Below are 22,571 nucleotides of genomic sequence, written 5' to 3' on the forward strand. Positions count from 1 at the left end.
GAGAAAGACGTAAATGGTTATTTATTATTGAGTTTTTCTTCTACGCATCCACCACACACCCAATAAGCCTGTGAGGGCTAATACGCCAAATACGACGGGCTTTTTCAGCTTGTGGTACAGGGCGTTCCATTCTGCCATTTCATTCGCCTGCGCTCGTTTTACTGCACCGTCAAAATCGGGCGCTTCACACTGCAAACCAAAGTTCTCGGCCCAAGGCACAAAGGGGCCGTTGGCGACGTATTTTTTATAGTAACGTAGGGCAAGTTCTTGATCTCGATACAATACCCAACCTGTGGCTTGGCAGAGTAGCGCTGCATAGGCTTGGCTGTTGTGGGGTACATGATCCGATGCCTTGTTGGCTAGTTCTGCTGCCGTGTAGCGATAATGGAAGCGTTTATCGGGGATTGCTTGGCTGGCACTGATCCGCAGCTGTTCTTTCTCTGCCAGTTTGCTCGGTTCATTCCAATCGCTTAGATCGAAGACACCTTGGTAAATAGTGTAATCCGGGGCTAATTCAAACCCTAAGAGTTCCATGCCTTGGTGGCGGGCAAGTTCGGCAACAGCCCAATAGGCCTTAGCGCTATCAATGCCTTTTGTTTTTTTCGCTGCATTCAACTCTGTGCCATAGGCAAGGGCGCTGGCATTCAGTTTAGGATTAGGGAAGTAAACCGGCGCTTCAGCTATCGCGCCTTCGCGTAATAGCCTGCGACCTAGCAAGTAGCGCAAGCGGTTGTTAATTGGCTCAATATTATCGTACCAGTCGCTGTCTTTAGGGTATTCAAAGGCGATAAATGGCACATGTTCGTCGATAAATAACTTAAGTTCAGCCGTGGTGAGCACGCGCTCCGCCACATAGGCGATGTCTTGCCAGTACTCATCACCGCTGGCGAGTAAGTGATTGAGCGCATCGACATATTCGCCACGCTCTAGTGACAACACTCCTTGCTCGGCACGAATACGACAGTAAGTGGCTGTATCTTCATCGGCATTAATGGCTTGTTGCTGAGTTTCTTTAGCGTCAACAGTGGCCGAGATCTTATTGAGTTGCTCAGGGAAGTGACGCGCTGCCTGAGCATAGGCCTTGGCCGCTTCTGCTTGATCGCCCTTTTGTAGCATTAATTTTGCGTTGAGCCACCAAGTGAGGCCGCTCGGTTTCGCTAGCGTTAATAGGCGCTCAGCACTGGCATAATCACCTAACTGGTAATAAATCGCCGCTAATTTATCGCCATGGTTGAGCTGTAAGCCATCGGTTGGAAATACTTTAAGGAGCTCTGCAACCTTTAATCCCATTTCTGAAAGCTGGCCATTGTAGGCGAATTCATTAGTGCTGCTTTGCCAATAGGCAATCAATAACTGCTGCACGCTCGCCTGTTGCAGTAGCGGTTTAAGTTCAGCAATCTCTTTACCCATCAAAGTGCGGCTTAACATCAATAAGGAATCATAACCGCCGCTATCACCCTGTACCGATTGGGTGGCGTAGAGCTCAATAGCTTTATTCAGTGCATCAGGGGTGAGAGTCATTTTCAGCTCTGACTCAGTTTCACCTGCCCCTAGATTGGTCAATTGCGGGAGCGGCTGGCCTTGGTGTAGCAGGATATAGGCTTGCTCACCTAAGCTCGCTAAACTCAAACGCAGGGGATCGGCGGCGCCTTGTGCGACTTCGGTTTGTAATTGTGTTAGGTAAGCATTGGCACGATTAAAATGTTCAGGATCAGCCGAAGTCTTGCTTAAGATAAGCTCAATACGCGACAGCGAATAGAGTGCCCACAGGCTACGAGATGCGCGTTCGTTTTGTGGTAATTTAATGATTTTGCTGAAATAGTTACTCGCCCTCTCATAATCTTTTGCTTCAAACGCTACGGCACCTAAGGTGTACCAAGTTAGCGCTTGTGGTAGATCTTTGTCTAACTTAGCGGCCATTTGCTCGGCTTCAATGGGACCCGTTGCATCCCGCAAAGTGTTCACTAAGGCCAAATGGGCATCACTTAACTCGCTGTTTTCAAAGGCGCGAGTTTGTGAAAGATAACGGCTATGCACTTCATCCCAGAGATATTCTTGTGCAGCGGGTGCATCTTGATACTGCCAAGGCAAAGGTTTTGCGAGGGCGGTGAGCTGTTGGCTAAAGGAGGTTTGCGGTAAATAACTGAGATTGCTCTGCCTATCCTGAGTGAGTTGCAAAGGAAAATCGGGGCCGCAGGCCAATAGCATAGGGGAAAATAAGCTTAAACAAATGAGCGTGGTCTTTTTAAGCATAAAAGCCCGATTGGGTGTTGCCATGGTAAACGATAGTTTTGGCTTATGGCGCATAAATTCCCTGTAAATATAATGACTCACAACGTGCCCAGCCTATCACTTTTTGGCCGCCAGGGTTGAGCATGTGTGTTTGAATGTCTCTGTTTGATTGCGGCATAGGCATGATTGCAGTGCGTGAAACTGTTTTGGTTGGTGTCAACGCTGCTGTATTCTCAGCTCGCCATTGCCACGTTAACAGCCCATCTTTTTGTATTACGCTATAGCCATTTTGCGCATCATACCCGCTGCAAGCTTGTCCCGCTAGCGACAAAAGAGGAGGAATTTCACCTGCAATATTACCGTGATTCATTAAGCTCAGTTGGAATAGCTGTGGCTTGCGGATTTCCAGATTTTTTGGCTTATTTTCAGCGGCTAATGTCGTTTGGGTTGTGGCCTTGTTATCGCTCGAGATCACTAATTCAATCTTGGCGGCAAGTTCACCTTGCTGTGCAACGGCGATTAAGGTGTCGAGTGGCCAAACCCTTTTATCCCCTTCCAGCGGCAGCCGAAACCAGATAATGCCTCTGAGTTTGGCATCTTTTTGAGTGTGTAGTTTTTGCACAAAGGCTTGTAATACTAGAGGATCGGCCATCAGTTCCTGTACTACATTGGCTGATTGGAGTTGATCGCGCAGCGGTGTTTCACTTTCAACTTGATAACCTGAAGCTGTACTGATGACCGCCGAACCATAGGCGGGGAGCGCAATAAGGTAAGGCACAGTGCTGATATTTGAGAGTTGCTGCACCCACTGCCAACCTTGAGTAGCATCGAATAGCCCGAGGCGTGGATCGCTTACGCTGTGAATTTGTAGCACGAGTTCATCAATACTGGTGAGTAATGCGGGGAAATCGGCACTATTGAGCCAAGCGGGCAGTGCAGTAATGCTGAGTTTGAGTTCTGTGGGTAACTGCGCTTTAAGCTTTGTAAGAAAATCCCGATAGGCTGGCAGTTTACTGTTGGCACTGTCGTGGTCGATTTCAACCCCCGCGATGTGCGTGCCTTTTGCCTGCCAATCTGTCAGTACTTGGTTGATTTTATTGATCACTTGTTCATCATTTAAATGCACGAACTGACCATCTAAGCGAATCACGGCAATTTTTGGCCTAGGATCCGCCTGCAACCAAGCATGATTGACCGCAACTTCAAACCAAATATCGGCACCATTGGGTTTTGGATGCGCTTGCAGCGCTAAAATACGTAATCCTTGGAATGCACCTTGGCTTTGCACTAATGCCGTTTGATTGGCGGGGCGCCATTGGCGCTGCCAGATATAGACTTGCTGCGAAAGTGGCGCTCGAAGCGTTGTTGCTTCTGTAGCGGCTTTTACTGCGACACTGGTATTTGGGCTAGCCGTGGTTTCATTAGCGTTCGATGCTGGCTGACAGGCGCTCATAAATACGGTGGCGCTCAACAAAGCAAATAAGAACCATTGATTTCGGCTTATGTTTTTAACCAGATTGCCTATGCCCATACTACCGCTGTCGATTTCGTTTTGAGTGAGGCATTACTATGCCCGAAAAATGCCACTTATACATCGCGGTCAAACTTCTGATAATGCCCACTAAGCTTGGTTTTCCTTTTGGTGCCTTGTTAATCAATATCAGAACTCAGATCTCAAAAATCAGGATCGACTTGAAAGCGCATCTGTTCACGGGTGACGGGATGTTGAAGCATCAATAAATCGGCATGCAGATGCAGGCGATTGGCGCGAGTGCCGTACAGATCGTCACCCACAATGGGCGTATTTAGCCCTTCTGAGTGGGCGCAGTGAACTCTGAGTTGATGGGTTCGGCCCGTTTTTGGGGATAGATATACGCGGGCTGTACGTGCCATTTCATCGATATGGCTTAATTCCCAATAGGTTTGGGCCGCTTTGCCAAACTCATGGCAAACGAGTTGTCTCGGTCTATCGTCTAAATCGCCACGTAGGGGTAAAGAGATTTGTCCCGCTGCCTGCTTATCTGCCATTGCTGTAGGGATCCCTGCTAAAAGTGCCACATAACGCTTAGTCACTGTGCGCTGGATAAACTGTTTTTGCAGCTGTTTATGGGCGTCTTTTGTCAATGCGATCACCATTAATCCCGAGGTCGACATATCGAGCCTGTGGACGATAAGTGGTCCTGTGGCATTGGGAAACGTTTGCCGCATGCGCGAATACACTGAGTCTTCAATCTCTTTGCCGGGCACTGATAAAAATTCGGCGGGTTTGTTCACAATCGCCATCGCCTCGTCTTGGTAGAGGATGCTTAAGGTTTTGCCTTCTGCGGGGTTCGTCAGCAGCGGATTATCATCGACGACGAGCCCGTTGAGCATATGCCCCAAGATAGGTTGGCATTTACGCAGACAGGCGGGATAAAATTGCTTATGTTGGCGAATTTCTGATTTTGGCGGCGCCCCCCACCAAAATTCGGCAATCGCTAATGGTTTAAGACCATGTTTAAAGGCGTAATGTAGCAACTTAGGGGCGGCACATTCTCCCGAGCCTGCGGGCGGTGTTAACTCAACCGTCCCGTTAAATATGCCGTTAAGGCTTTTTTCTGAGCCGCGAATATTCAAAAAACGATACTGCTCAAACAGCTTTTGCTGCAGCGCCGCCGAGAGCTGTTTACGCTGTAGTCTTAACGCGTCACGCTTATCAGTGAGCAGAGTTAACGCTTGGCTGATGGCATGGATACGTTCATCCCAATAGCGTTTAATATCTCTTAACTGATTCTTTTCATTAATGCTTTCTTGGCTGAGTTTGGCTTCGATTACAGTATTTTCACCTAAAGTCTCATCAGTTGGATTGGTAGCCCATTGCACTGCGAGTTGATTGCGCTGCGTCTTGCGGGATTGACGGCCGTCGATCATCACTTGCCTGTGGGCGGCAAGCTTGGCTTGTGCTTGAGCTTGCTCAGCGTTGAGTTCGCTCGATAGCCGAGGAATATCGGGATGATTTTCTACTGCAAGTAGCTGCTCGTTAATTTGGTTGATTTGCAGATTTTCGGCGTGGAAAAAATTGTCCTTAGCCAGCATATCAAACACAGGTGGAACGAAGCGTGGCCAATGGTTCTGCTCAGCTAACTTGCCCGAAAATGCCGACAAATAGCCCACTTTCCCCTGCGGATCTTGCACTAAAAGTACACCAAACATTTTACCAATGGCACCGGTTAACTCCCCCGTGAGGCCAAAGTTATGTTGCCAATCGTTTTGAGTCTCAAGGTGGCGTTGTAATTCGTTGGCTGCGATCACGCATAATGGATGCGGTTCGTAATAGAAAGGAAAGGTAAAACGTTGCGGCAGGGCATAGGCATCAATGGCTTGTGTGAAAGAGGTAAAGCAAGAAGGCTGAAGATGCATATTGGGGTCTACTGTTGGTTTTACTTATCTGGGGTAATTATCAGAGTTAAGCCACAACTTAGGATTTACCTAAATGCAAGCTGAGGGCAAGCAAGAAAGGGCGTTAGTTTACTCTGTCGATTTTGGGCAGTCACTTTTTATTGGTGTGGCTCTGTGTTGAAAAAGGGAAATGGCATTAAAGCGCATTTCCCTTTGATGTGTAGCTTGTACTTAAAGCCAATTTTAAACGGTTAAACCCGCTTAAAAGATGACTTTCACTTTACTGGCGCTATCGAGAGCTTTGCTGATTGCGCTGTCGATATCGATATCACGGGCAAGCGCGACACCTAAACGGCGGCGACCATCAATATCGGGTTTGGCGAATAATCTAAGCTGAGTGTTGACCGCTTCTAATGCCGCACCAATCCCTTGGTAGCGGATATTGCTTGAGGTGCCTTCGGCCAAAATTACCGCTGAGGCACTTGGACCATGCTGATGGATATTGGGAATAGGTAGGCCGAGAATCGCTCTAACATGCAGGGCAAATTCCGATAAATCTTGGCTGATGAGTGTGACTAAGCCTGTGTCGTGGGGTCTTGGCGAGACTTCAGAGAAATACACTTCATTGCCTTTAACAAACAGTTCTACGCCAAATAGTCCATAACCGCCAAGGGCTTCGACGACTTTGCTCGCAATCGCTTGGGATTTTGCTAGCACTTCATCAGACATGACTTGTGGCTGCCATGACTCGCGATAATCGCCATCTTCTTGCCTGTGGCCAATGGGAGCACAAAAATGAATGCCGTTGACTGCGCTGATGGTTAACAGGGTGATTTCATAATCGAAGGGAATAAAGCCTTCAACTATCACGCGACCGCCGCCGGCGCGTCCGCCTTCTTGGGCGTATTGCCACGCTTTATGGCTGAGGGCGATATCGCGAATAACGCTTTGGCCTTTGCCCGAGGAACTCATGACTGGCTTCACCACACAGGGAACGCCAATTTCACTAATCGCTTGATTAAATTCGGTTTCGGTATCACAGAAAAAATACGGAGAAGTCGGTAAACCTAAGGTTTCAGCGGCGAGACGACGAATACCTTCCCTGTCCATAGTGAGCTTCGTTGCCCGAGCTGTTGGGATAATATTCACCCCTTCGGCTTCCATATCCACTAAGGTTTGGGTGGCGATGGCTTCAATCTCTGGGATGACTAAGTGCGGTTTTTCTAACTCGATAACCGCACGCAGGGCGTTGGCATCGAGCATATTGATCACATGGGAGCGATGCGCGACTTGCATGGCGGGGGCGTTGGCGTAACGGTCAACGCCAATCACTTCAACGCCTAAGCGTTGTAGTTCAATGGCAACTTCTTTGCCAAGTTCACCGCAGCCGAGCAACATGGCGCGTCGTGCGCCCTCAGTGTAGGGAGTGCCTATCATGTGTGGGTACCTTTGAGATTGTAGGGATGATGAGTTTTATGCTTGCGTTCTATGCCGCAATGATGTGGCTAGTTTAGCCTGAACAGGCTTTAGGATCATGGAGTAAATCGACAAGTGTGTCCCGGATCACTGGGGGCAAAAACGAAACAGCATATCTTTGGTTAATATTGGGGCTGAGGTTGAGAGTAAAGTCAAATGTTAATGTCATGTTGGTAGCATGTTTGGGGACCATCCACTAATCTTTGGGATGGAATAGATATTATTAATACAAGGAGATGCGGATGTTCTTAGATTACTTTGCGTTAGGTATTTTGTTTTTTGTCATCATTATCATGTTTTATGGTGTCATTGCCATTCATGATATCCCCTATGAAATAGCCAAAAAGCGTAATCATCCCCAGCAAGATGCATTGCATATCGCCGGGTGGGTGAGTCTATTCACCCTACATGCAATTTGGCCATTTTTATGGATCTGGGCGACTTTATACCGTGAAGATCGCGGTTGGGGGTTCAATACTGTAATGAAGCGAGAATTAGTTTTAGAGGAGGATGTGAATTCATTGCGCGAGACGGTCAGAGGGCTTCAGACTCGGCTTGAACAGTTAGAGCAAATAACTCCCATGAATATAGCGCCTGCTGTGGATGCGATAAAAACAGACAAAGTTGAGGTATAACATGGATTTATTACTCATACTCACCTATGCGGCCGTGTGTATTGCTATCTTTAAAGTCTTTAAAATTCCGATGAATAAATGGACTGTTCCCACCGCAGTGCTGGGCGGGGTGTTCATTATTGGTACCTTATTGCTCGTGATGAATTACAACCATCCTTATTCTCGTTTTGCCCGTGAATATTTTGTCACTATCCCTATCACACCCGCAGTAAAAGGCTTAGTGACTTCGGTGGAAGTGCAGCCTAATATGCCTGTTAAACAAGGGGATGTGTTATTTCGTCTCGATCCTATTCCCTTCGAGGCCGTTGTTAAACGTAAACGCGCAGCTTTGATGGAAGCTGAGCTCCAAGTGCCACAACTCGCCGCGGCGTGGGAGTCTGCTAAGGCTAATGTAGAGCGCGCTAGGGCCGATAAAGACCGTAATAAATCTGCCTTCGAGCGTTATGAGTTAGGCCGCAAGAAAGGGGGCGCGAATTCGCCTTTTACTGAACTGGAACTCGATAATAGGCGTCAATTGTACTTAGCCTCAGAGGCACAACTGACCGTCGCGAATGCTGAAGAACTGCGTGTCAAGCTGGCCTATGAATCTAATATTGATGGTGTCAATACTAAAGTGGCTGGCTTGCAAGCTGATTTAGCCAGTGCACTCTACGATTTAGAACAGACAGTCGTGCGGGCACCTGCTGATGGTGTGGTGACGCAAATGGCACTTCGTGCGGGAGCGATGGCAGTGCCTTTACCATTACGCCCAGTAATGAGCTTTATTCCCGACGAGCAGCGCTACTTTGCGGGGGCATTCTGGCAAAACTCGTTAATGCGTTTGCAGGAAGGTGATGAAGCTGAAGTGATATTGGATGCCGCTCCAGGACAAATCTTTAAGGGGAAAGTGGCGAAAATATTACCCGCTATGGCTGAAGGTGAAGTTCAAATGGGCGGCGCGCTGCAGTCATCGGCTCGTTTATTTCAAAATGGTCGCGTTATTGTGCTGATTGATATCGAAGATGATGCTATCCGTAAGCAATTTCCTGCGGGTGTTTCTGGGCAGGTTGCAATTTATACTGAACATTTCCATCATGTCGCTGTGATGCGTAAAGTATTGCTGAGGATGCAAGGTTGGTTGAATTACTTGTTTTTTGATGGACATTAACCCTTAATCGGTTAACTTTTGTCTGTTGTATCAAGTCCAGTTCGCTGGACTTTTTTGTGACACATTTTTGGGTGAATAAAAAGGAATTTGAAAGCATGCAAGATATTCACGATTTAACCTCAGTGCTGCGCTCCAATACGCCAATTGTAGTGATTGAAACCTATGAAGAATATCGCGTGGTTGAGCTGCTTAAGCGGGTCGCCAGTGTGCTTTATCAACCTGTGTTTACATGGAGCATCACCCAAGGTCTGGCACGGGTCGATAAGCCCTTGGCGGCGCAAAAGTTTAATAGCGAACCTATAGATTTGCTCGGGCAAATTAAATCAACCTCGCAGCAGGGAATTTATGTGCTGTGCGACTTCCATCCCTTTGTGATTGATGCACCTAAGAATGTCCGTTTGCTTAAAGAAATCGCCCTTGAGTACGAGACGCTGCAACACACATTAGTGCTGGTGAGCCATGCCTTTGAAATCCCGCCTGAAATCAAACGTTATTGCGCATATTTTCACTTAACTTTGCCAAGTACAGTGCAATTGCAAAATCTGATTTATCTTGAAGTTGATAAAATTCGTCACCAAGGTACGCCGCTACAGGTCGATGATGCGGCTGTGGTCAAATTAGCCGATAATCTGCGGGGCGTGACTTTAGACGATGCCCGTCGTCTCGTACGCAAAGCCATAGTCAATGACGGTGCTATTACCTTGTCAGATATCGATGCCATCAATAAAGCCAAGTTTCAGCTACTCGATCTTAATGGTGTGCTGCAATTTGAATACGACACCAGTGATTTTTCACAGGTCGCAGGACTACATAACCTTAAAAAATGGCTCAAGCAGCGCTCGCCCATAGTGGCTGTCAGCGCCATTGACCAAGGCGGCCAGCCGACTCCAGTTCAGCACGTCAAAGCGCTCGATGCGCCCAAGGGGATTTTACTGCTGGGCGTTCAGGGCAGTGGTAAGAGCCTCGCGGCTAAGGCGGTTGCGGGCGTTTGGCAACGACCTTTGCTTAGGCTCGATATGGCAGCCTTATATAACAAATACATAGGCGAAACAGAGAAGAACCTGCGTAATGCACTGGATCTGGCTGACATGATGTCGCCCTGTGTGCTTTGGATAGATGAAATTGAAAAAGGCTTAAGCGGGAGTAGCAGTGATGAGGGCACATCGACGCGGATACTCGGCACCTTACTCACTTGGATGGCGGAGCGTAAATCTGAAGTGTTTGTGGTGGCTACCGCTAATGATATTCAAGCTCTGCCGCCAGAGTTGATGCGAAAGGGCAGGATGGATGAAATCTTTTTTGTCGATTTACCCGACGAAGCTATACGCAAAGCCATCTTCTTAATCCACTGTAAGCGCCGTGGAATCGATGTAGCGAGCTTAGATCTCGCCCAGTTATCGGCGCGTAGCCAAGGATTTTCCGGCGCCGAAATCGAACAAGCAGTTATTGCTGCCATGTATACCGCAAGAAGTGTCGAGCGCAGTGTCGACCAAGTGCTATTACTTGAAGAACTTAGTAAGACACGGCCTTTATCTGTGGTCATGAGCGATAAAATCAATGCGCTACGACAATGGGCTGCAGGCCGAACCGTGAATGCCCATGAGTAAGATTTTTGCTTAGTACCATGAGTGCTAACTAGCATTTTTAAACGCTATATTGGCTTAGTTATTTTCGAGATTTCCAAGGTACTGTTATGAATGATGAGTCGTTTTACTGGATATTAGTGATACAAGGATAAGAGATTGAAAAGTATATATGAACTGATTGATATCGAAGACTCTGGCATAAAAGTAGTCAATGAAATGGTTGCTGGTGCTGAGCATTGTGTAGAGATACTGCCGCCTTCAAAGGATCGGGTTGAAGTACTTGAATCACTTCAGGTATCGACTCGTTCGGTATTAGGGGCAATTGCCTACGAAACCGGTGGGATTTTGATCGACAATGGATGGATTCGTTTTTTCGGCTCTGGACATGAAAGATTGTCTAGAAACCTTACTGATTGGAATAGAAGTGCACATTATCTTTTAGTGGCGAATGACGTAGTTGGTGGATTTTTTGCTATCAACGGCGGCGGTTTAGGTGCAGATGTTGGGAATATATACTATTGGTCGCCAGACTCAATTCATTGGGAAGGGTTAGAAATCGGGTTCACAGATTTTTTTCAATGGTCAGCTACAAAGAGAATCAATGAGTTTTATGCTAGTTTAGGTAAAGAACGCTTTCAAAAAACCTATTCACAGATAGCTACAGATAAATGCCTGAGCTTTTATCCATTTTTATGGGCGAAAGAAGGTTCTATTGAAATAAGCAGCGTGAAAGTGGTGTCAGTTGATGAAATGTATAGGCTGAAACTGGAATTATTAACCTCGGTTAGTTAATTCGTTTACCCGCTGATTTTATGAGTACTTTTGCAACAATTATTTGTTATAAACATCTAATATGTTGATTACTACATGTAAACCTGCTTATCAGCTCTATTGATTCAGCATGGATGGGCTGTATATGCCATCCATGATTAATTACTTCTTCGGAGGGGACAGCACCAAGATCTAGCTGACGTTTTGGCGGTATCTTGGGCTTTCTCGTTACCGCTTGCATCAAAAATCAAAGCTGTCGCTATCACCACAAGTTGTCGCGGCAATGCCTAATGAGTGCTTCAGTGTTTGGCGTGACAATATCTCTCTAAATGGTTTGAATCTTAGCGGTATCCACTCCCTGTGGTACCGCTAATGCTGCTTATTCCTATTATGATGACATTAGATATCAAAGGCGAGACTGCCCGGAGTCAGGAATGGCCAGTTAAGACGCGTCGGTGAACTCTCACCCTGCGCACCAAAGAAGTAAGCTGTTCTTGGGGTAGCGTAAACTACACTGCCTTTTTGCAACCCGAGTTCCTGCAGATTATGGTGGGTGAATTTGGCTTCCCACAGTTCTTCGCTATGCCAGCCGTGTGGGGCTAATTCCAGTCTTACTTCGGCGCCAATGGGGGTCATGGCGACAATATTGAACGGCAAATTGGCCTGACTATTGGGCTTATTTGACAGCGCTAATTCGTGACTGCGTACATAGAGAACACCATCTTGCTGCAGGGTTTGCTGTTCTGGAGGTGTTAAAAATGCTTGACCATTTTCCCAACGTTTTTGTTGCCAACTGGCTTCAAAGACATTGACGTTACCAAGAAAATCAAACACAAAGCGACTATTGGGGTGTGAGTATAGCTCAGCAGGTGTATTAATCTGCTCTATATGACCATTGCTCATCACTACCACTCTATCTGAGAGCTCAAGCGCCTCATCCTGATCGTGGGTCACAAACACGCTGGTGAATTTCAATTCATCATGCAGGCTGCGTAGCCAGCGGCGTAGTTCTTTACGCACTTTAGCATCTAAGGCGCCAAAGGGTTCATCCAGTAGCAAGACTTCTGGTTGGGTTGCGAGTGCGCGGGCCAACGCAATGCGCTGTTTTTGTCCTCCCGAGAGTTGTTCAGGATAGCGCTGTGCGAGATGGCCTAGTTGTACTGTTTCTAGCAGTTGTGTCACTCGCTTATGAATTTCTGCCGCCGAAGGCCTTTGTTTTTTCGGCATGACTTCGAGTCCAAAGGCGACGTTATCGGCGACCGTCATATGGCGAAACAGCGCGTAGTTTTGAAACACAAAACCTACGCGTCTTTCACGCACATGCACATGAGTGACATCTCGGTTGCCGAATTGAATTTGGCCGCTATCGGCTCCTTCAAGACCGGCAATAATCCGCAGCAGTGTGGTTTTGCCTGAACCTGATGGTCCTAGCAGACCAATCATTTCCCCTTCTTGAATATCGAGATTAAGTGGGGAAAGCGCCTGAAATTGGCCAAATTTCTTGGAAATATTAGTAAGACGAATACTCATAGTTGGCTCTGCTCTTTATTGTCATTGGCGGTTAAACTGCGTTGTTGCCGCCATTCCACTACGGCTTTTAACATTAGGGTAAATAGGGCGATCAGGGCCAGTAATGACGCGCTCGCGAAGGCGGCTTCTGCCTGATAATCTTCATACAATAATTGTACATGTAAAGGTAAGGTATTGGTTTCGCCGCGAATGTTGCCTGACACGACAGCAACTGCACCAAATTCTCCTACGGCTCTGGCATTGGTGAGGATCACACCGTAAATCAGTGCCCATTTGATGTTGGGTAGGGTCACGCGGCGAAAGAGTTGCCACCATGACGCCCCGAGGATCACTGCGGCTTCTTCTTCCGATGCGCCCTGTTGTTGCATCAATGGGAGCAGTTCTCTTGCCACAAAGGGGCAAGTGACAAAAATGGTCACTAATAGTATTCCCGGCCAAGCAAACATGATCTGCAGATCGTGCTCATATAGCCATTCGCCCAGCCAGCCACTGTTGCCATAGAGCAGCAAATAGAGCAAACCTGCGACGACAGGGGAGACCGCAAATGGAATATCAATTAGCGTGATCAGTAACTTGCGACCGGGGAATTCAAAGCGAGTCACGCTCCAGGCCAGCATGATTCCGAACACTAAATTGATCGGTACTGTGAGTGCTGCCACCATCAGTGTTAAACCAATCGCATGCAGCGAATCCGGTTGAGTTAGGTGCCCAATATAACGCTCCCAACCTCCGACAAACGCTTGCTGAAAAATACTCACCAACGGCAATAGCAACAATAGCAAGCCTAAGAGCACGGCGAGGGTAATAAGGCTCCATTTGATCAGGGGCGCTTCACCGACTCTTAAGGGTTTAAATGAGTTCATATTTGCTCCTTATCGTCCATGAATGCGGCGCAGATAACGCGCCTGCCACAGGTTTATCAGCAGTAATAGCAGTAACGAGGTCATCAGAACCACTGAGGCAATGGCGCTGGCACCTGCAAAATCAAATTCTTGTAGGCGGACAAAGATCATTAACGAAGTGATTTCACTGATATAAGGCATATTGCCAGCGATAAAGATCACTGCACCAAACTCACCCAGACTGCGGGTAAAAGACAGTGCCGTTCCAATCATTAATGCTGGCCAAAGGGAGGGCAAAATAACCCGCCAGAATACCGAACGATCCGAGGCGCCAAGCGTCATTCCCGCTTCTTCTTCCTCGTGGGATAACTCTTCGAGAACGGGTTGTACCGTACGAACCACAAAGGGAATACTGGTGAAAATCATCGCGACCACTATGCCTAGCGGGGTGTAGGCAACTTTTATGCCCCATTCTGCTAATAGACTACCGATTTGGCCGTTTTCCGCATAAAGGGTGGCTAAGGTGATACCGGCAACGGCGGTCGGCAAGGCAAAGGGTAAATCTACCAAGGCATCTAAAATGCGTTTGCCGGGAAATTCATAACGCACGAGTACCCATGCGAGTAATAATCCGAAAAGGCAGTTAAATAATGATGCCGCGAGCGCCGATAGTATGGTAACTCGGTAACTGGCAACCACTCTGGGATCGGCAATCACGCCCCAGTATTCGGACCAGCTCATTGAACTGGTCTGCATAATTAAGCCTGTGGTCGGCAATAATAGGATTAGGCTGACAAAGAGTAGGGACACACCTAAGCTGATGGTAAAACCGGGAAGAACCCGCTTATGGCGTAAACGCCCGTTATTAAAAATCACAGAATAATCACCCGATCAGGTTAATTGCGTTAAACCAATACTATTTATACGGTTCGCTCGTTGTTGGCTCAAGCCATTTGTTGGATGCAATCTTTACGGCTAACACTGATTGATAAATGCCAATTAGCGATAAACCCGAGACTTTGCTCGGGTTCAATGTTGATATCTTACTACATTAAGGACGATATCAGCGCTTTAATAGCTCATCTAGTTTTGCACCGTTAGCAAACTGCGTTTTCATGGCATTATCCCAACCACCGATGATTTGCTCAACAGTCAGTAGGTCAACGGTAGGGAACTGCTTAGCAAACTCAGCTTTTACCTTTTCGTTGTGTACACGATAGCTGAATCCTGCAAGTAGGCGCTGCGCTTCTTCGCTGTAGAGATAATTTAAATACTCAGTTGCGAGTTCCTGTGTACCGTTACGCTTAGCATTTTTCTCAACCACAGCGACGGGGAACTCTGCCAGAATTGAGGTTTTTGGTACAACCACTTGGTAATCGTCCGTACCATACTGCTGGCGTATATTGTTCACTTCCGATTCAAAGGTAATTAATACATCACCAATCCCACGTTCAACAAAGGAGGTGGTCGCACCGCGGCCGCCAGTATCAAATACTGCGACATTACCGAGGAATTTTTTCAGGAATTGATCCAGTTTAGCCTGATTATCCTTACCATAGTTTTTCTGAGCATAACCTAATGCGGCTAAATAAGTGTAGCGAGCATTACCAGAGGTTTTTGGGTTAGGAAAGACCAGTTTAACGTCATCTTTAGCTAAATCGCCCCAGTCGCTGATTTGCTTTGGGTTACCCTTACGCACCAAAAATGCAATGGTGGAATAGTAAGGTGAACTGGCGTTAGGCAGTAATTGTTGCCAATTTTCTGGGATCAATTTACCGCGATCGTGCAGAACTTGTACGTCTGTCACTTGATTAAAGGTCACCACATCTGCGGGTAATCCCTGCAGAATAGAGCGTGCCTGTGCAGATGAGCCTGCATGGGATTGTTTAATTTCGACGGTTTTACCTGTTTTCTCTTCCCAATGTTTGGCAAAAACGGGGTTGTAGGCATTGAATAATTCCCGTGCGATATCATAAGAGGAATTAAGCAGGGTTTGATCTGCGGCAGTCACATTGAGTGAGGTTCCCAAAATGAGGGTTCCTAGCAGGGCCTTTATCAATTTTACGGACATTTTTAACTCCTTAATCTGGCAATTTTGTCAGCGTTATGGCACCTAGAGTAATAGAATTAATTGTTTATAAAAAGCCAGTTGAATAGAACTTTTTTGAATAACTATGAGCGATTTATTTTATGTTATAAGCAGTATTCACCGTGTTTGTCAGTGGTAACCGACTTAGAATAGGCTATCGCTTAGTTGTTTTTATCAAGTAAAGGATAATCCTAGTGTCTGACTTTCCGACAATTGAAGCCTGCATTGGGCAAACTCCGCTGGTTCGCTTGCAGCGGCTTAACTGTGGTACTTCCACTGTACTATTAAAATTGGAAGGCAATAACCCCGCGGGTTCAGTAAAAGATCGTCCTGCACTCAATATGATTATTCAGGCCGAACTTCGCCAAGAAATAAGCCCTGGTGATACGCTTATTGAGGCAACGAGTGGCAATACTGGGATTGCACTGGCTATGGCGGCGGCAATCAAAGGATACAAGATGATCCTGATTATGCCGAATAATTCGACTCAGGAGCGTAAGGATGCGATGCAAGCCTATGGCGCAGAGCTCATGCTAGTGGATAACATGGAGACTGCGCGGGATTTGGCGCTGCAGTTACAAAGCGAAGGCAAAGGTAAGGTGCTGGATCAATTTAATAACCAAGATAACGCTAATGCCCATTTCCTCACGACAGGCCCTGAGATCTGGCAACAGAGTCTAGGCAAAATTACCCACTTTGTGTCAAGTATGGGGACGACAGGTACCATAATGGGTGTGTCCAAATACCTTAAAAGTTGTAATCCAGACATTACTATCGTCGGCCTTCAACCCGCCGATGGCAGTGCTATTCCTGGGATTCGGCGTTGGCCGCAGGCATATTTGCCTGGGATTTTTGATGCTTCTTGGGTTGATTTAGTTATGGATATTGAAGAGCAAGATGCAAAAGCCATGGCGAGAACTTTAGCGCGAGAGGAAGGGATTTGTGCAGGAGTCAGTTCGGGCGGTGCCGTGTTTGCTGCGCTGGAGATTGCTAAACAATATCCGGGTTCTGTGGTCGTGGCGATTGTCTGTGATAGGGGCGATCGTTACCTTTCGTCAGGGCTTTTTTCCTGAGTCCTAGATTTTTACTTTAAGCATATTGAGCGGTATGAATGTTTGATGGGTAAAAATGGGCGAGACACGCCCATTTTTACCCTTTTAAACGTGATCATTTTTTCGGTGGGAATTGCGCCAAAATTCGGTTGACGGCTTTGGCGGTATCTTGGGCTTTCTCGTTACCGCCTGCATCGAAATCATAGCTGTCGCTGCCACGCCAAATAAGAGCTTTGGTCTTAGGATCGACAATATCTATCTGAATGGTTTGAATTTTAGCGGTATCACTCCCCAGCGGCACGCCAACACTGGTGCCTATGCCAATCCCGCCCGAATTTCCGAATGTGCCTGTGCCTAATCCAATGGATAGCCCTGAATCTTTGGGCTTATCTTGGGTGAGTAAGGCGTAGGCGACGTTAAAGTCGGGCGACGCTGTATTTTCTACAAACCCTTTTTGAGTCAATTGGTTGTTAATTTCTACTTGAATACGCTGGGCGCTTAACGGGTCATCCGTCGGCTGTGGTGTTAACTGGGTAAAGCTGCGTAGTGCGGTGAAGTCGTAATTGAGATCATAATCGTTTTTCGGTTTACTGCTGCAAGCGCTTAATAAGGCAACAGCGACGAGCAGACTGGCAAAGTGACGGTATCCCATGATAGTGCTCCAAGTTGTACAAACTCTGTTCAATGTGCCTTGATTAAGGTTGTTTCTGCAAGTACTTTAGATAAGTGTGTTGTATTTGAATCGCTTTGAATGCAATCCAACGGTATCTTTTTTTAGCGCGGGTCGTTTTGAGTATGGTTCATTTTTAGATAGGAATAGCGGCGGGTTATGGAACAGTTAGCCTTTTTTGATATCCCGAGTCCTTGTATCGGTGTGTGTGTTACCGATGCGCGCGGTTACTGTAATGGTTGCCTGCGAAGCCGTGACGAAAGATTCAATTGGTTAACGTTTTCAGATGCGCAAAAGTATGATGTCATTCGCCTGTGTACTCAACGTAAACGTCGTCGCCAGTTAGCGATGATGAAAGCAAGGCAAGCACAAATAGAGCAAGAAAGGGCAGCGTTAAACCCACAGTTGAATTTTGAGCCTGAGCCCGAAGCCGATCTGGATTTTGGTGGCTTCGAGCTAGACTAATAGGTTGAATTGACTTGTTTAACTCGCTTTTTGTATTCGCGAGTGGGATTAATGACTGACTTACAATAGTCTAATCTCACTTCCTATTACAGCTTACGCTTCTTCGGCCAGATTAAACTAAATCGAGTATGTTGTGCATCACTGGTAACACTTACATTCCCTTGATGTCGTTGCATAATCCGTTTGATGATCGCAAGGCCTAAACCATGTCCTTTATTGCCATTCTGTACCGATTGGCTTCGATAAAATGGCTCGAACACTTTCGGTAAATCCACCGCAGGGATAGGTTCGCCGTCGTTACTCACACTTAAATTGACCCTGTGCTGGGTCTGCTTAACTTCAATGATGATTTCAGTGCGGGCAAAGCGTTGTGCATTGGTCAGTAAATTCTGTAGTGCCCGTTCGATTAATGCGGGTTCTCCGAATAAGGGCAGTTTTTCGACTTCGGCCTTGAGCGTTATAGGCGTTGGACTTAAGGTTTCTAGGCGCTTAATACTTTGATTGATGAGATTAATTAAATCGTACTCATCCAACTGGATACCTTCTCGCTGTGACTCTAAGCTGGCGTAGGTCAGCAGTTCTTGAAGTAAGTCTTCCATTTCTTTGATGTCGAGCTGCATTTCATCGAGAAAGTCTTGTCGCTTCTGTTCGTCCGAATCTTGCTGACAATACATAGGCATAAGTGCAAGAGCAAATTTGAGCCTCGCCAGTGGCGTGCGGATTTCATGGGATACCGCATTAGATAAGTGTTTCTGGTTCTCAATCAAGGCGCTGATATGTCGCGCCATTTCGTTAAACGTATTGGCTAAGGGCTTAACTTGGGAGCGATTTGACAGGGTAATCCGCGTGTCCCATTTGGCTTCGCCAAATTCTTTGGTGGCCTTACGCAGTATGCTCAAATCCCGTGAAAGCGGGCCGACCCAAATTAGCGCAACAAGGGCGAGTGATAAATAAAAGAACAGGGTGAACAGGCTGCGAAGGTTGGCTCTGGGATCTATGTCCAGCGGCCCCGCCATTAAGACTTGATCGTCTACTCGAATAAATTGCAGCAAGCTATCATCATTGGCCGTGGTGGTGAACACCTTGCTTGTGCTTAACGCTTGATTATCTGCCAGCGCGACTTGATCTGCATTGAGTAATTGCAGTGGCATCACAGGGTTCGCTGGGATCGCCTCCAGATACCGTTGGCGGGCATCGGGAGGTAATTCCGCTAATAATTGCGCCAATGCCACTAACGGCGCATCGAGGGCATTATTGTCATCAACATTCTTCTGCCACAGGCTGTCGAGTGTCCAGCCAATCCCTAGCACGCTGAGACTGAGTAGCAGATATAAACTGATAAAGAGACGTTTCACTGTATTTGTGCTTAGTTATTCCAAGCTTCAGGAGCAAAGAGATAACCTTGTCCCCAAACGGTTTTAATTCTGAAAGGTGTCTCAATATTATCGTTGAGTTTTTTACGTAATCTAGAGATCCGCACGTCAATTTTTCGATCTTTACCATCGAAATCAATATTGAGTAACAACTGATAAATATACTGACGGCTGAGCACTTGGCCCGCTTGCGAGGCCAGTAACCACAGCAATTCGAATTCATGGCTGGTGAGATCAATTTCAGTTTCATTAAGACGAATCGCATGGGTATGCGGGTCGATACTCAATTTACCGAAGGTTAGACAGTGTGATTCTGCCTGTGGTGGCTGATTCTGACGGCGAAGTAAGTTGTTGATCCGCGCAACTAACAGAGCAGGATCGACGGGCTTGACTACATAGTCATCGGCACCGAGTTCTAGTCCTTTGATTTGATCTTCACTTGAGCCAAGTGCGCTCATCAATAGGATTGGACCTGCGAAATAATCGGGCAGTTTCTCACACAGAGTGAGACCATCCATGCCCGGTAACATAATGTCTAACAGTATGATATCTGGCTTGTAATTGATTAATCGTGTTAGCACTGTATCGCCACGGCGTTCAACTTCAACATGCATACCATGGGATTTTAGGTAATCTACAATCAAGTTTGCTAGGCGAACGTCGTCTTCAACCAATAATACTCTGTGGTTCGATTGTGGGCTTGTCATTAAAATAAACTCCAAGGGTTGCGGTAACGTCTGCGAACCTGAGGTTGTGATGCAGAAGTGATTTTAAGTTTGGCACCAGCCAAAGTTTGGTTACTGTCTTTACTCACCATGACAAATTGAATATCCGTCATAGTGTGGATTTTCATGCTTAACGTATGGGTTGAAACTGAATCACTGCACCATTTGGGGTAGGCAGCGTTGTCGGACAAGATACAGATAAGCTCATCTTTAGCGAGTTCCCACTGTAGTTCTATATAGACGTCACAGGCCTCAGTTTCTGAACTTGTGATGCAAATTTCGGGTGTGAGTTTGAGTGCCGAGTCGCGAGTTTTGGCTTGTGCTGAACTTTGGCCCATCAAGCCGAGGCTTAGACCTATAAAGCAAAGCAAGCTTAACTGAGGCAGTGTCACTAACGTTAGAACCTATAGGCAGCGCCGATAAAGTAGGTGCTGCTATAGTCTTGGTCTAACAAGGGACTGGCGGCAATCTCATCGGCAATTAGAGTGTAACGAACTGCCAACAGTAGATCCCAATTGTCAGTTAATATGTAACGGGCCGTCATTTCCGCACCTTTATCCCAACCTGATTTTGCTTGATATCTTTCGCTCCAATAGGCGTTTTCACTGGGTCTAACGCTGTAATAATAATCCACTACATCTTGGCTTTTCCAATCAAATACCAATGCAAACTCAAAAATGAAACGGTCGTAATCCCAGCCATAGGTCCATTTTATTTGTGCTTCTGAACCTTGATGAACATTAAACATATCATGAGTGTACGCCAATCTAATAATACCGAGCCGTGTATAGATGAATGCTTCGGCACCGCCAAGTAAGGTGAAGTTCCGAGTCTCTAAGGAATTAAACTCAGGCTCGGGCTCAGTCGATAAATACATACTATTTATGGCTTTGGCTTCAACTTGAGTACCACGATTCAAAAAGATATTTGATGGGTCCCATTGATAGAAGTAGGCTCTATCTAAGCTATAACTTGTTACTAAGTTAATTGTAAAGCTTTCTTGCTCGGCTAAGGTATAACCTAAATTACCATTGTCGAAGAACCAGTGTTCGCCGTAATAGGCCACAGTTGGAATAAAGAACAATGGAATATCGTCAAAATCCCTGAGTGGATTGCTTTTTTGTCCCCAGCCTATGGCGATGCCTAGATCCCAGTTGTTCATCTCAATACATTGATTTTCTGGTGCACAGGCTTCTTTCGCCATTCCGATTGCAGGCAAAATACTTAAACTTGTAATGAGGACAAAAAGAATACGATACATGATTTAACGATTAAGGGCTGAGGTTAACAATACAGGAAAACAGATTAGCATTTTATGCTCAATTCAACAGTGGTTTCATTCACGCAGATGCAAAATGATACAGCTATCAATTAAATAATAAATTTATGGATTGCACAATATGTTGATAGTCATGCTAAAAGCTTATCTTGGCAGCTTTCGTACGGTTAATTGTGGATGTTAAATTTTGTGTTTTATAAGTTTCGAGTGTAACTGAAATGATGTTAATTATGATGTAAAAGCTGTGTTGCTTGGAAATAATAATGCCATTCGCAAGTGTGAATGGCACAGACTGAAGCCGAATAACCTACTTTGCGGTAATAACACAGAGATTAGAATGAAGATTAATTGACCTCAGTAACTGACTTGTAGCCCATTTCTGTCAATTGATCGTTTACACAATCAAGCACATATTGTTTTAGCTCAGCATTTTCGACTTGATCTTCAGAGGCCATCTGCTGGCACACTTCTTTCAGCTGAGCGAGATCGGCTGCTGGTGCAGGCGGTAAAGAGGAGTCGTCAGCAAAGGAAGTGAAACTTACTAATGCCAATAGAGTAAAAACAGCTGATAACTTATTCATTTTATTTCCTTTAGTTATGTATTGCCAACCACAGATTAAGAAGCATTCTCTTAATACCACTGTGCCAACATCAGCAATTTATCACTGCTATTCTGTTTTAGATATAAATAATTTTCACCTTTCTTGATTAAGGTTTTTTACCTTGTTTTCCCTTGATTCGCTTCGAGTAAATGGGCTGGCTGAGTGTACTTTATTTGCTCTAGTTTGATTCATTCTCAGCATCTTTTGCTGCTTGAGTTAGGTTCACAACCCTCCCTCTGAACTCATGTGTGCTAAGTTGTCTCTTCTAAACTTGTGTTTGAAATTAATTGCTGAAACCTGCACATAAACTTATGTGCTTAACTTATGTGCTTAATTGTGTGTACTGTAGAACTTAGATTTCTTTCAAAAGTGTTGCTAACATCACTTTAAGGACTTATTTGCGATAAAGTGCATTATTATCACTGTTTATGGTCGATTTTTAATGAAGGTTTAATCGCCGCTGTTAACTGAATTATGCGGTAGTTATAAGAAGTCATATAAAATGAGATATGACGCATGTTGTAGACCATTTTTTTCTAGAATATTGAATTAAAAAGAATTAATTTTTATGTGTTTTTTAGTTTAAATTTTATTTTACAGTTTATTATTTTAACTTTATGTTTTTATTATTTATTTTTGTGTGTTCGTTTGTTTTTGATGATTACATTGCTAAGATTATAGCTATCCTCTAGAATGCGCCGCTCTCGCAGGTGCGCGTG

At 45.8% G+C, this 22,571-nt stretch carries 20 protein-coding genes; 6 read left to right on the top strand and 14 right to left on the bottom strand.

The window, feature by feature from the left end; all coding sequences use genetic code 11:
* Positions 1-24: 24 nt before the first annotated feature.
* From L5M71_RS15900 to purT, 4 genes are all read right to left on the bottom strand, one after another.
* Positions 25-2,307, bottom strand: coding sequence for a hypothetical protein (locus L5M71_RS15900; protein ID WP_263208667.1), 2,283 nt, complete (start codon positions 2,305-2,307; stop codon positions 25-27).
* Complete coding sequence (locus L5M71_RS15905) at positions 2,297-3,763, bottom strand: DUF3142 domain-containing protein (RefSeq protein WP_263208668.1); 1,467 nt, start codon at positions 3,761-3,763, stop codon at positions 2,297-2,299. Before L5M71_RS15905 ends, L5M71_RS15900 begins: the two co-directional genes overlap by 11 nt.
* 143 nt (positions 3,764-3,906) lie before the next feature.
* Entirely contained in the window at positions 3,907-5,631 is a 1,725-nt protein-coding gene (locus L5M71_RS15910) for an RluA family pseudouridine synthase (protein WP_263208669.1), read from the bottom strand.
* A gap of 240 nt (positions 5,632-5,871) precedes the next feature.
* Positions 5,872-7,047: a formate-dependent phosphoribosylglycinamide formyltransferase gene (gene purT / locus L5M71_RS15915; protein WP_263172391.1), complete on the bottom strand. Its 1,176-nt coding sequence runs from the start codon at positions 7,045-7,047 to the stop codon at positions 5,872-5,874.
* Positions 7,048-7,328: 281 nt separating this feature from the next.
* On the opposite strand from purT, the gene L5M71_RS15920 reads away from it, so the two are divergent.
* From L5M71_RS15920 to L5M71_RS15935, 4 genes are all read left to right on the top strand, one after another.
* Entirely contained in the window at positions 7,329-7,721 is a 393-nt protein-coding gene (locus L5M71_RS15920; protein WP_028759246.1) for a DUF3302 domain-containing protein, read from the top strand.
* A gap of 1 nt (position 7,722) precedes the next feature.
* Positions 7,723-8,868, top strand: a complete 1,146-nt coding sequence (locus L5M71_RS15925; protein WP_168825036.1) for an HlyD family secretion protein — start codon at positions 7,723-7,725, stop codon at positions 8,866-8,868.
* Between the two features lie 95 nt (positions 8,869-8,963).
* On the top strand, positions 8,964-10,475 hold the full coding sequence (locus tag L5M71_RS15930) for an AAA family ATPase (protein WP_263208672.1): 1,512 nt from the start codon (positions 8,964-8,966) through the stop codon (positions 10,473-10,475).
* A 135-nt stretch (positions 10,476-10,610) separates the two neighbouring features.
* Positions 10,611-11,246, top strand: a complete 636-nt coding sequence (locus L5M71_RS15935; RefSeq protein WP_113939910.1) for a DUF2625 family protein — start codon at positions 10,611-10,613, stop codon at positions 11,244-11,246.
* Between the two features lie 378 nt (positions 11,247-11,624).
* Here L5M71_RS15935 and L5M71_RS15940 read toward each other — a convergent pair whose 3' ends face one another.
* The 4 genes from L5M71_RS15940 to cysP all read right to left on the bottom strand — a co-directional run bounded on the left by L5M71_RS15940 (position 11,625) and on the right by cysP (position 15,668).
* The gene (locus L5M71_RS15940) at positions 11,625-12,755 is read right to left on the bottom strand and encodes a sulfate/molybdate ABC transporter ATP-binding protein (protein WP_263208674.1); all 1,131 of its coding nucleotides are present in this window, start codon (positions 12,753-12,755) and stop codon (positions 11,625-11,627) included.
* Complete coding sequence (gene cysW, locus L5M71_RS15945; RefSeq protein ID WP_113939912.1) at positions 12,752-13,618, bottom strand: sulfate ABC transporter permease subunit CysW; 867 nt, start codon at positions 13,616-13,618, stop codon at positions 12,752-12,754. Before cysW ends, L5M71_RS15940 begins: the two co-directional genes overlap by 4 nt.
* A gap of 9 nt (positions 13,619-13,627) precedes the next feature.
* Positions 13,628-14,473 (bottom strand): sulfate/thiosulfate ABC transporter permease CysT, encoded by an 846-nt coding sequence (cysT, locus tag L5M71_RS15950; RefSeq protein WP_105249982.1) that lies wholly within the window; start codon positions 14,471-14,473, stop codon positions 13,628-13,630.
* Between the two features lie 187 nt (positions 14,474-14,660).
* Positions 14,661-15,668 carry a thiosulfate ABC transporter substrate-binding protein CysP gene (gene cysP / locus L5M71_RS15955; protein WP_168825039.1) on the bottom strand — a complete coding sequence of 336 codons (1,008 nt, stop codon included), beginning with the start codon at positions 15,666-15,668 and terminating at the stop codon, positions 14,661-14,663.
* Between the two features lie 212 nt (positions 15,669-15,880).
* On the opposite strand from cysP, the gene cysM reads away from it, so the two are divergent.
* The gene (cysM, locus tag L5M71_RS15960) at positions 15,881-16,759 is read left to right on the top strand and encodes a cysteine synthase CysM (RefSeq protein WP_105249981.1); all 879 of its coding nucleotides are present in this window, start codon (positions 15,881-15,883) and stop codon (positions 16,757-16,759) included.
* A 94-nt stretch (positions 16,760-16,853) separates the two neighbouring features.
* Here the strand turns inward: cysM and L5M71_RS15965 are convergent, their stop codons facing one another.
* The gene (locus tag L5M71_RS15965; RefSeq protein WP_219250280.1) at positions 16,854-17,390 is read right to left on the bottom strand and encodes a DUF4136 domain-containing protein; all 537 of its coding nucleotides are present in this window, start codon (positions 17,388-17,390) and stop codon (positions 16,854-16,856) included.
* A gap of 177 nt (positions 17,391-17,567) precedes the next feature.
* Between L5M71_RS15965 and L5M71_RS15970 the strand changes: the two genes are divergently transcribed.
* The gene (locus L5M71_RS15970) at positions 17,568-17,873 is read left to right on the top strand and encodes a DUF1289 domain-containing protein (RefSeq protein ID WP_028759256.1); all 306 of its coding nucleotides are present in this window, start codon (positions 17,568-17,570) and stop codon (positions 17,871-17,873) included.
* Positions 17,874-17,959: 86 nt separating this feature from the next.
* Here L5M71_RS15970 and L5M71_RS15975 read toward each other — a convergent pair whose 3' ends face one another.
* The 5 genes from L5M71_RS15975 to L5M71_RS15995 form a co-directional block, all read right to left on the bottom strand.
* Complete coding sequence (locus L5M71_RS15975) at positions 17,960-19,228, bottom strand: ATP-binding protein (protein ID WP_212600362.1); 1,269 nt, start codon at positions 19,226-19,228, stop codon at positions 17,960-17,962.
* 11 nt (positions 19,229-19,239) lie between these two features.
* Positions 19,240-19,953: a response regulator gene (locus tag L5M71_RS15980; RefSeq protein WP_006080570.1), complete on the bottom strand. Its 714-nt coding sequence runs from the start codon at positions 19,951-19,953 to the stop codon at positions 19,240-19,242.
* Positions 19,953-20,363, bottom strand: a complete 411-nt coding sequence (locus L5M71_RS15985; protein WP_028759258.1) for a DUF3019 domain-containing protein — start codon at positions 20,361-20,363, stop codon at positions 19,953-19,955. Before L5M71_RS15985 ends, L5M71_RS15980 begins: the two co-directional genes overlap by 1 nt.
* Before the next feature lie 5 nt (positions 20,364-20,368).
* On the bottom strand, positions 20,369-21,232 hold the full coding sequence (locus L5M71_RS15990; protein WP_113939918.1) for a MipA/OmpV family protein: 864 nt from the start codon (positions 21,230-21,232) through the stop codon (positions 20,369-20,371).
* 362 nt (positions 21,233-21,594) lie between these two features.
* Complete coding sequence (locus L5M71_RS15995) at positions 21,595-21,831, bottom strand: hypothetical protein (protein ID WP_028759260.1); 237 nt, start codon at positions 21,829-21,831, stop codon at positions 21,595-21,597.
* Positions 21,832-22,571 lie beyond the last annotated feature (740 nt).

This window comes from Shewanella sp. SW1 (genome assembly GCF_025653545.1).
Classification (GTDB): Bacteria; Pseudomonadota; Gammaproteobacteria; order Enterobacterales; family Shewanellaceae; genus Shewanella; species Shewanella oncorhynchi.

Coding starts and splice junctions, on each gene's coding strand:
- L5M71_RS15900 (WP_263208667.1), bottom strand. CDS start 2,307: ATGCGCCATAAGCCAAAACTATCGTTTACCATGGCAACACCCAATCGG.
- L5M71_RS15905 (WP_263208668.1), bottom strand. CDS start 3,763: ATGGGCATAGGCAATCTGGTTAAAAACATAAGCCGAAATCAATGGTTC.
- L5M71_RS15910 (WP_263208669.1), bottom strand. CDS start 5,631: ATGCATCTTCAGCCTTCTTGCTTTACCTCTTTCACACAAGCCATTGAT.
- purT (WP_263172391.1), bottom strand. CDS start 7,047: ATGATAGGCACTCCCTACACTGAGGGCGCACGACGCGCCATGTTGCTC.
- L5M71_RS15920 (WP_028759246.1), top strand. CDS start 7,329: ATGTTCTTAGATTACTTTGCGTTAGGTATTTTGTTTTTTGTCATCATT.
- L5M71_RS15925 (WP_168825036.1), top strand. CDS start 7,723: ATGGATTTATTACTCATACTCACCTATGCGGCCGTGTGTATTGCTATC.
- L5M71_RS15930 (WP_263208672.1), top strand. CDS start 8,964: ATGCAAGATATTCACGATTTAACCTCAGTGCTGCGCTCCAATACGCCA.
- L5M71_RS15940 (WP_263208674.1), bottom strand. CDS start 12,755: ATGAGTATTCGTCTTACTAATATTTCCAAGAAATTTGGCCAATTTCAG.
- cysW (WP_113939912.1), bottom strand. CDS start 13,618: ATGAACTCATTTAAACCCTTAAGAGTCGGTGAAGCGCCCCTGATCAAA.
- cysP (WP_168825039.1), bottom strand. CDS start 15,668: ATGTCCGTAAAATTGATAAAGGCCCTGCTAGGAACCCTCATTTTGGGA.
- L5M71_RS15965 (WP_219250280.1), bottom strand. CDS start 17,390: ATGGGATACCGTCACTTTGCCAGTCTGCTCGTCGCTGTTGCCTTATTA.
- L5M71_RS15970 (WP_028759256.1), top strand. CDS start 17,568: ATGGAACAGTTAGCCTTTTTTGATATCCCGAGTCCTTGTATCGGTGTG.
- L5M71_RS15980 (WP_006080570.1), bottom strand. CDS start 19,953: ATGACAAGCCCACAATCGAACCACAGAGTATTATTGGTTGAAGACGAC.
- L5M71_RS15990 (WP_113939918.1), bottom strand. CDS start 21,232: ATGTATCGTATTCTTTTTGTCCTCATTACAAGTTTAAGTATTTTGCCT.
- L5M71_RS15995 (WP_028759260.1), bottom strand. CDS start 21,831: ATGAATAAGTTATCAGCTGTTTTTACTCTATTGGCATTAGTAAGTTTC.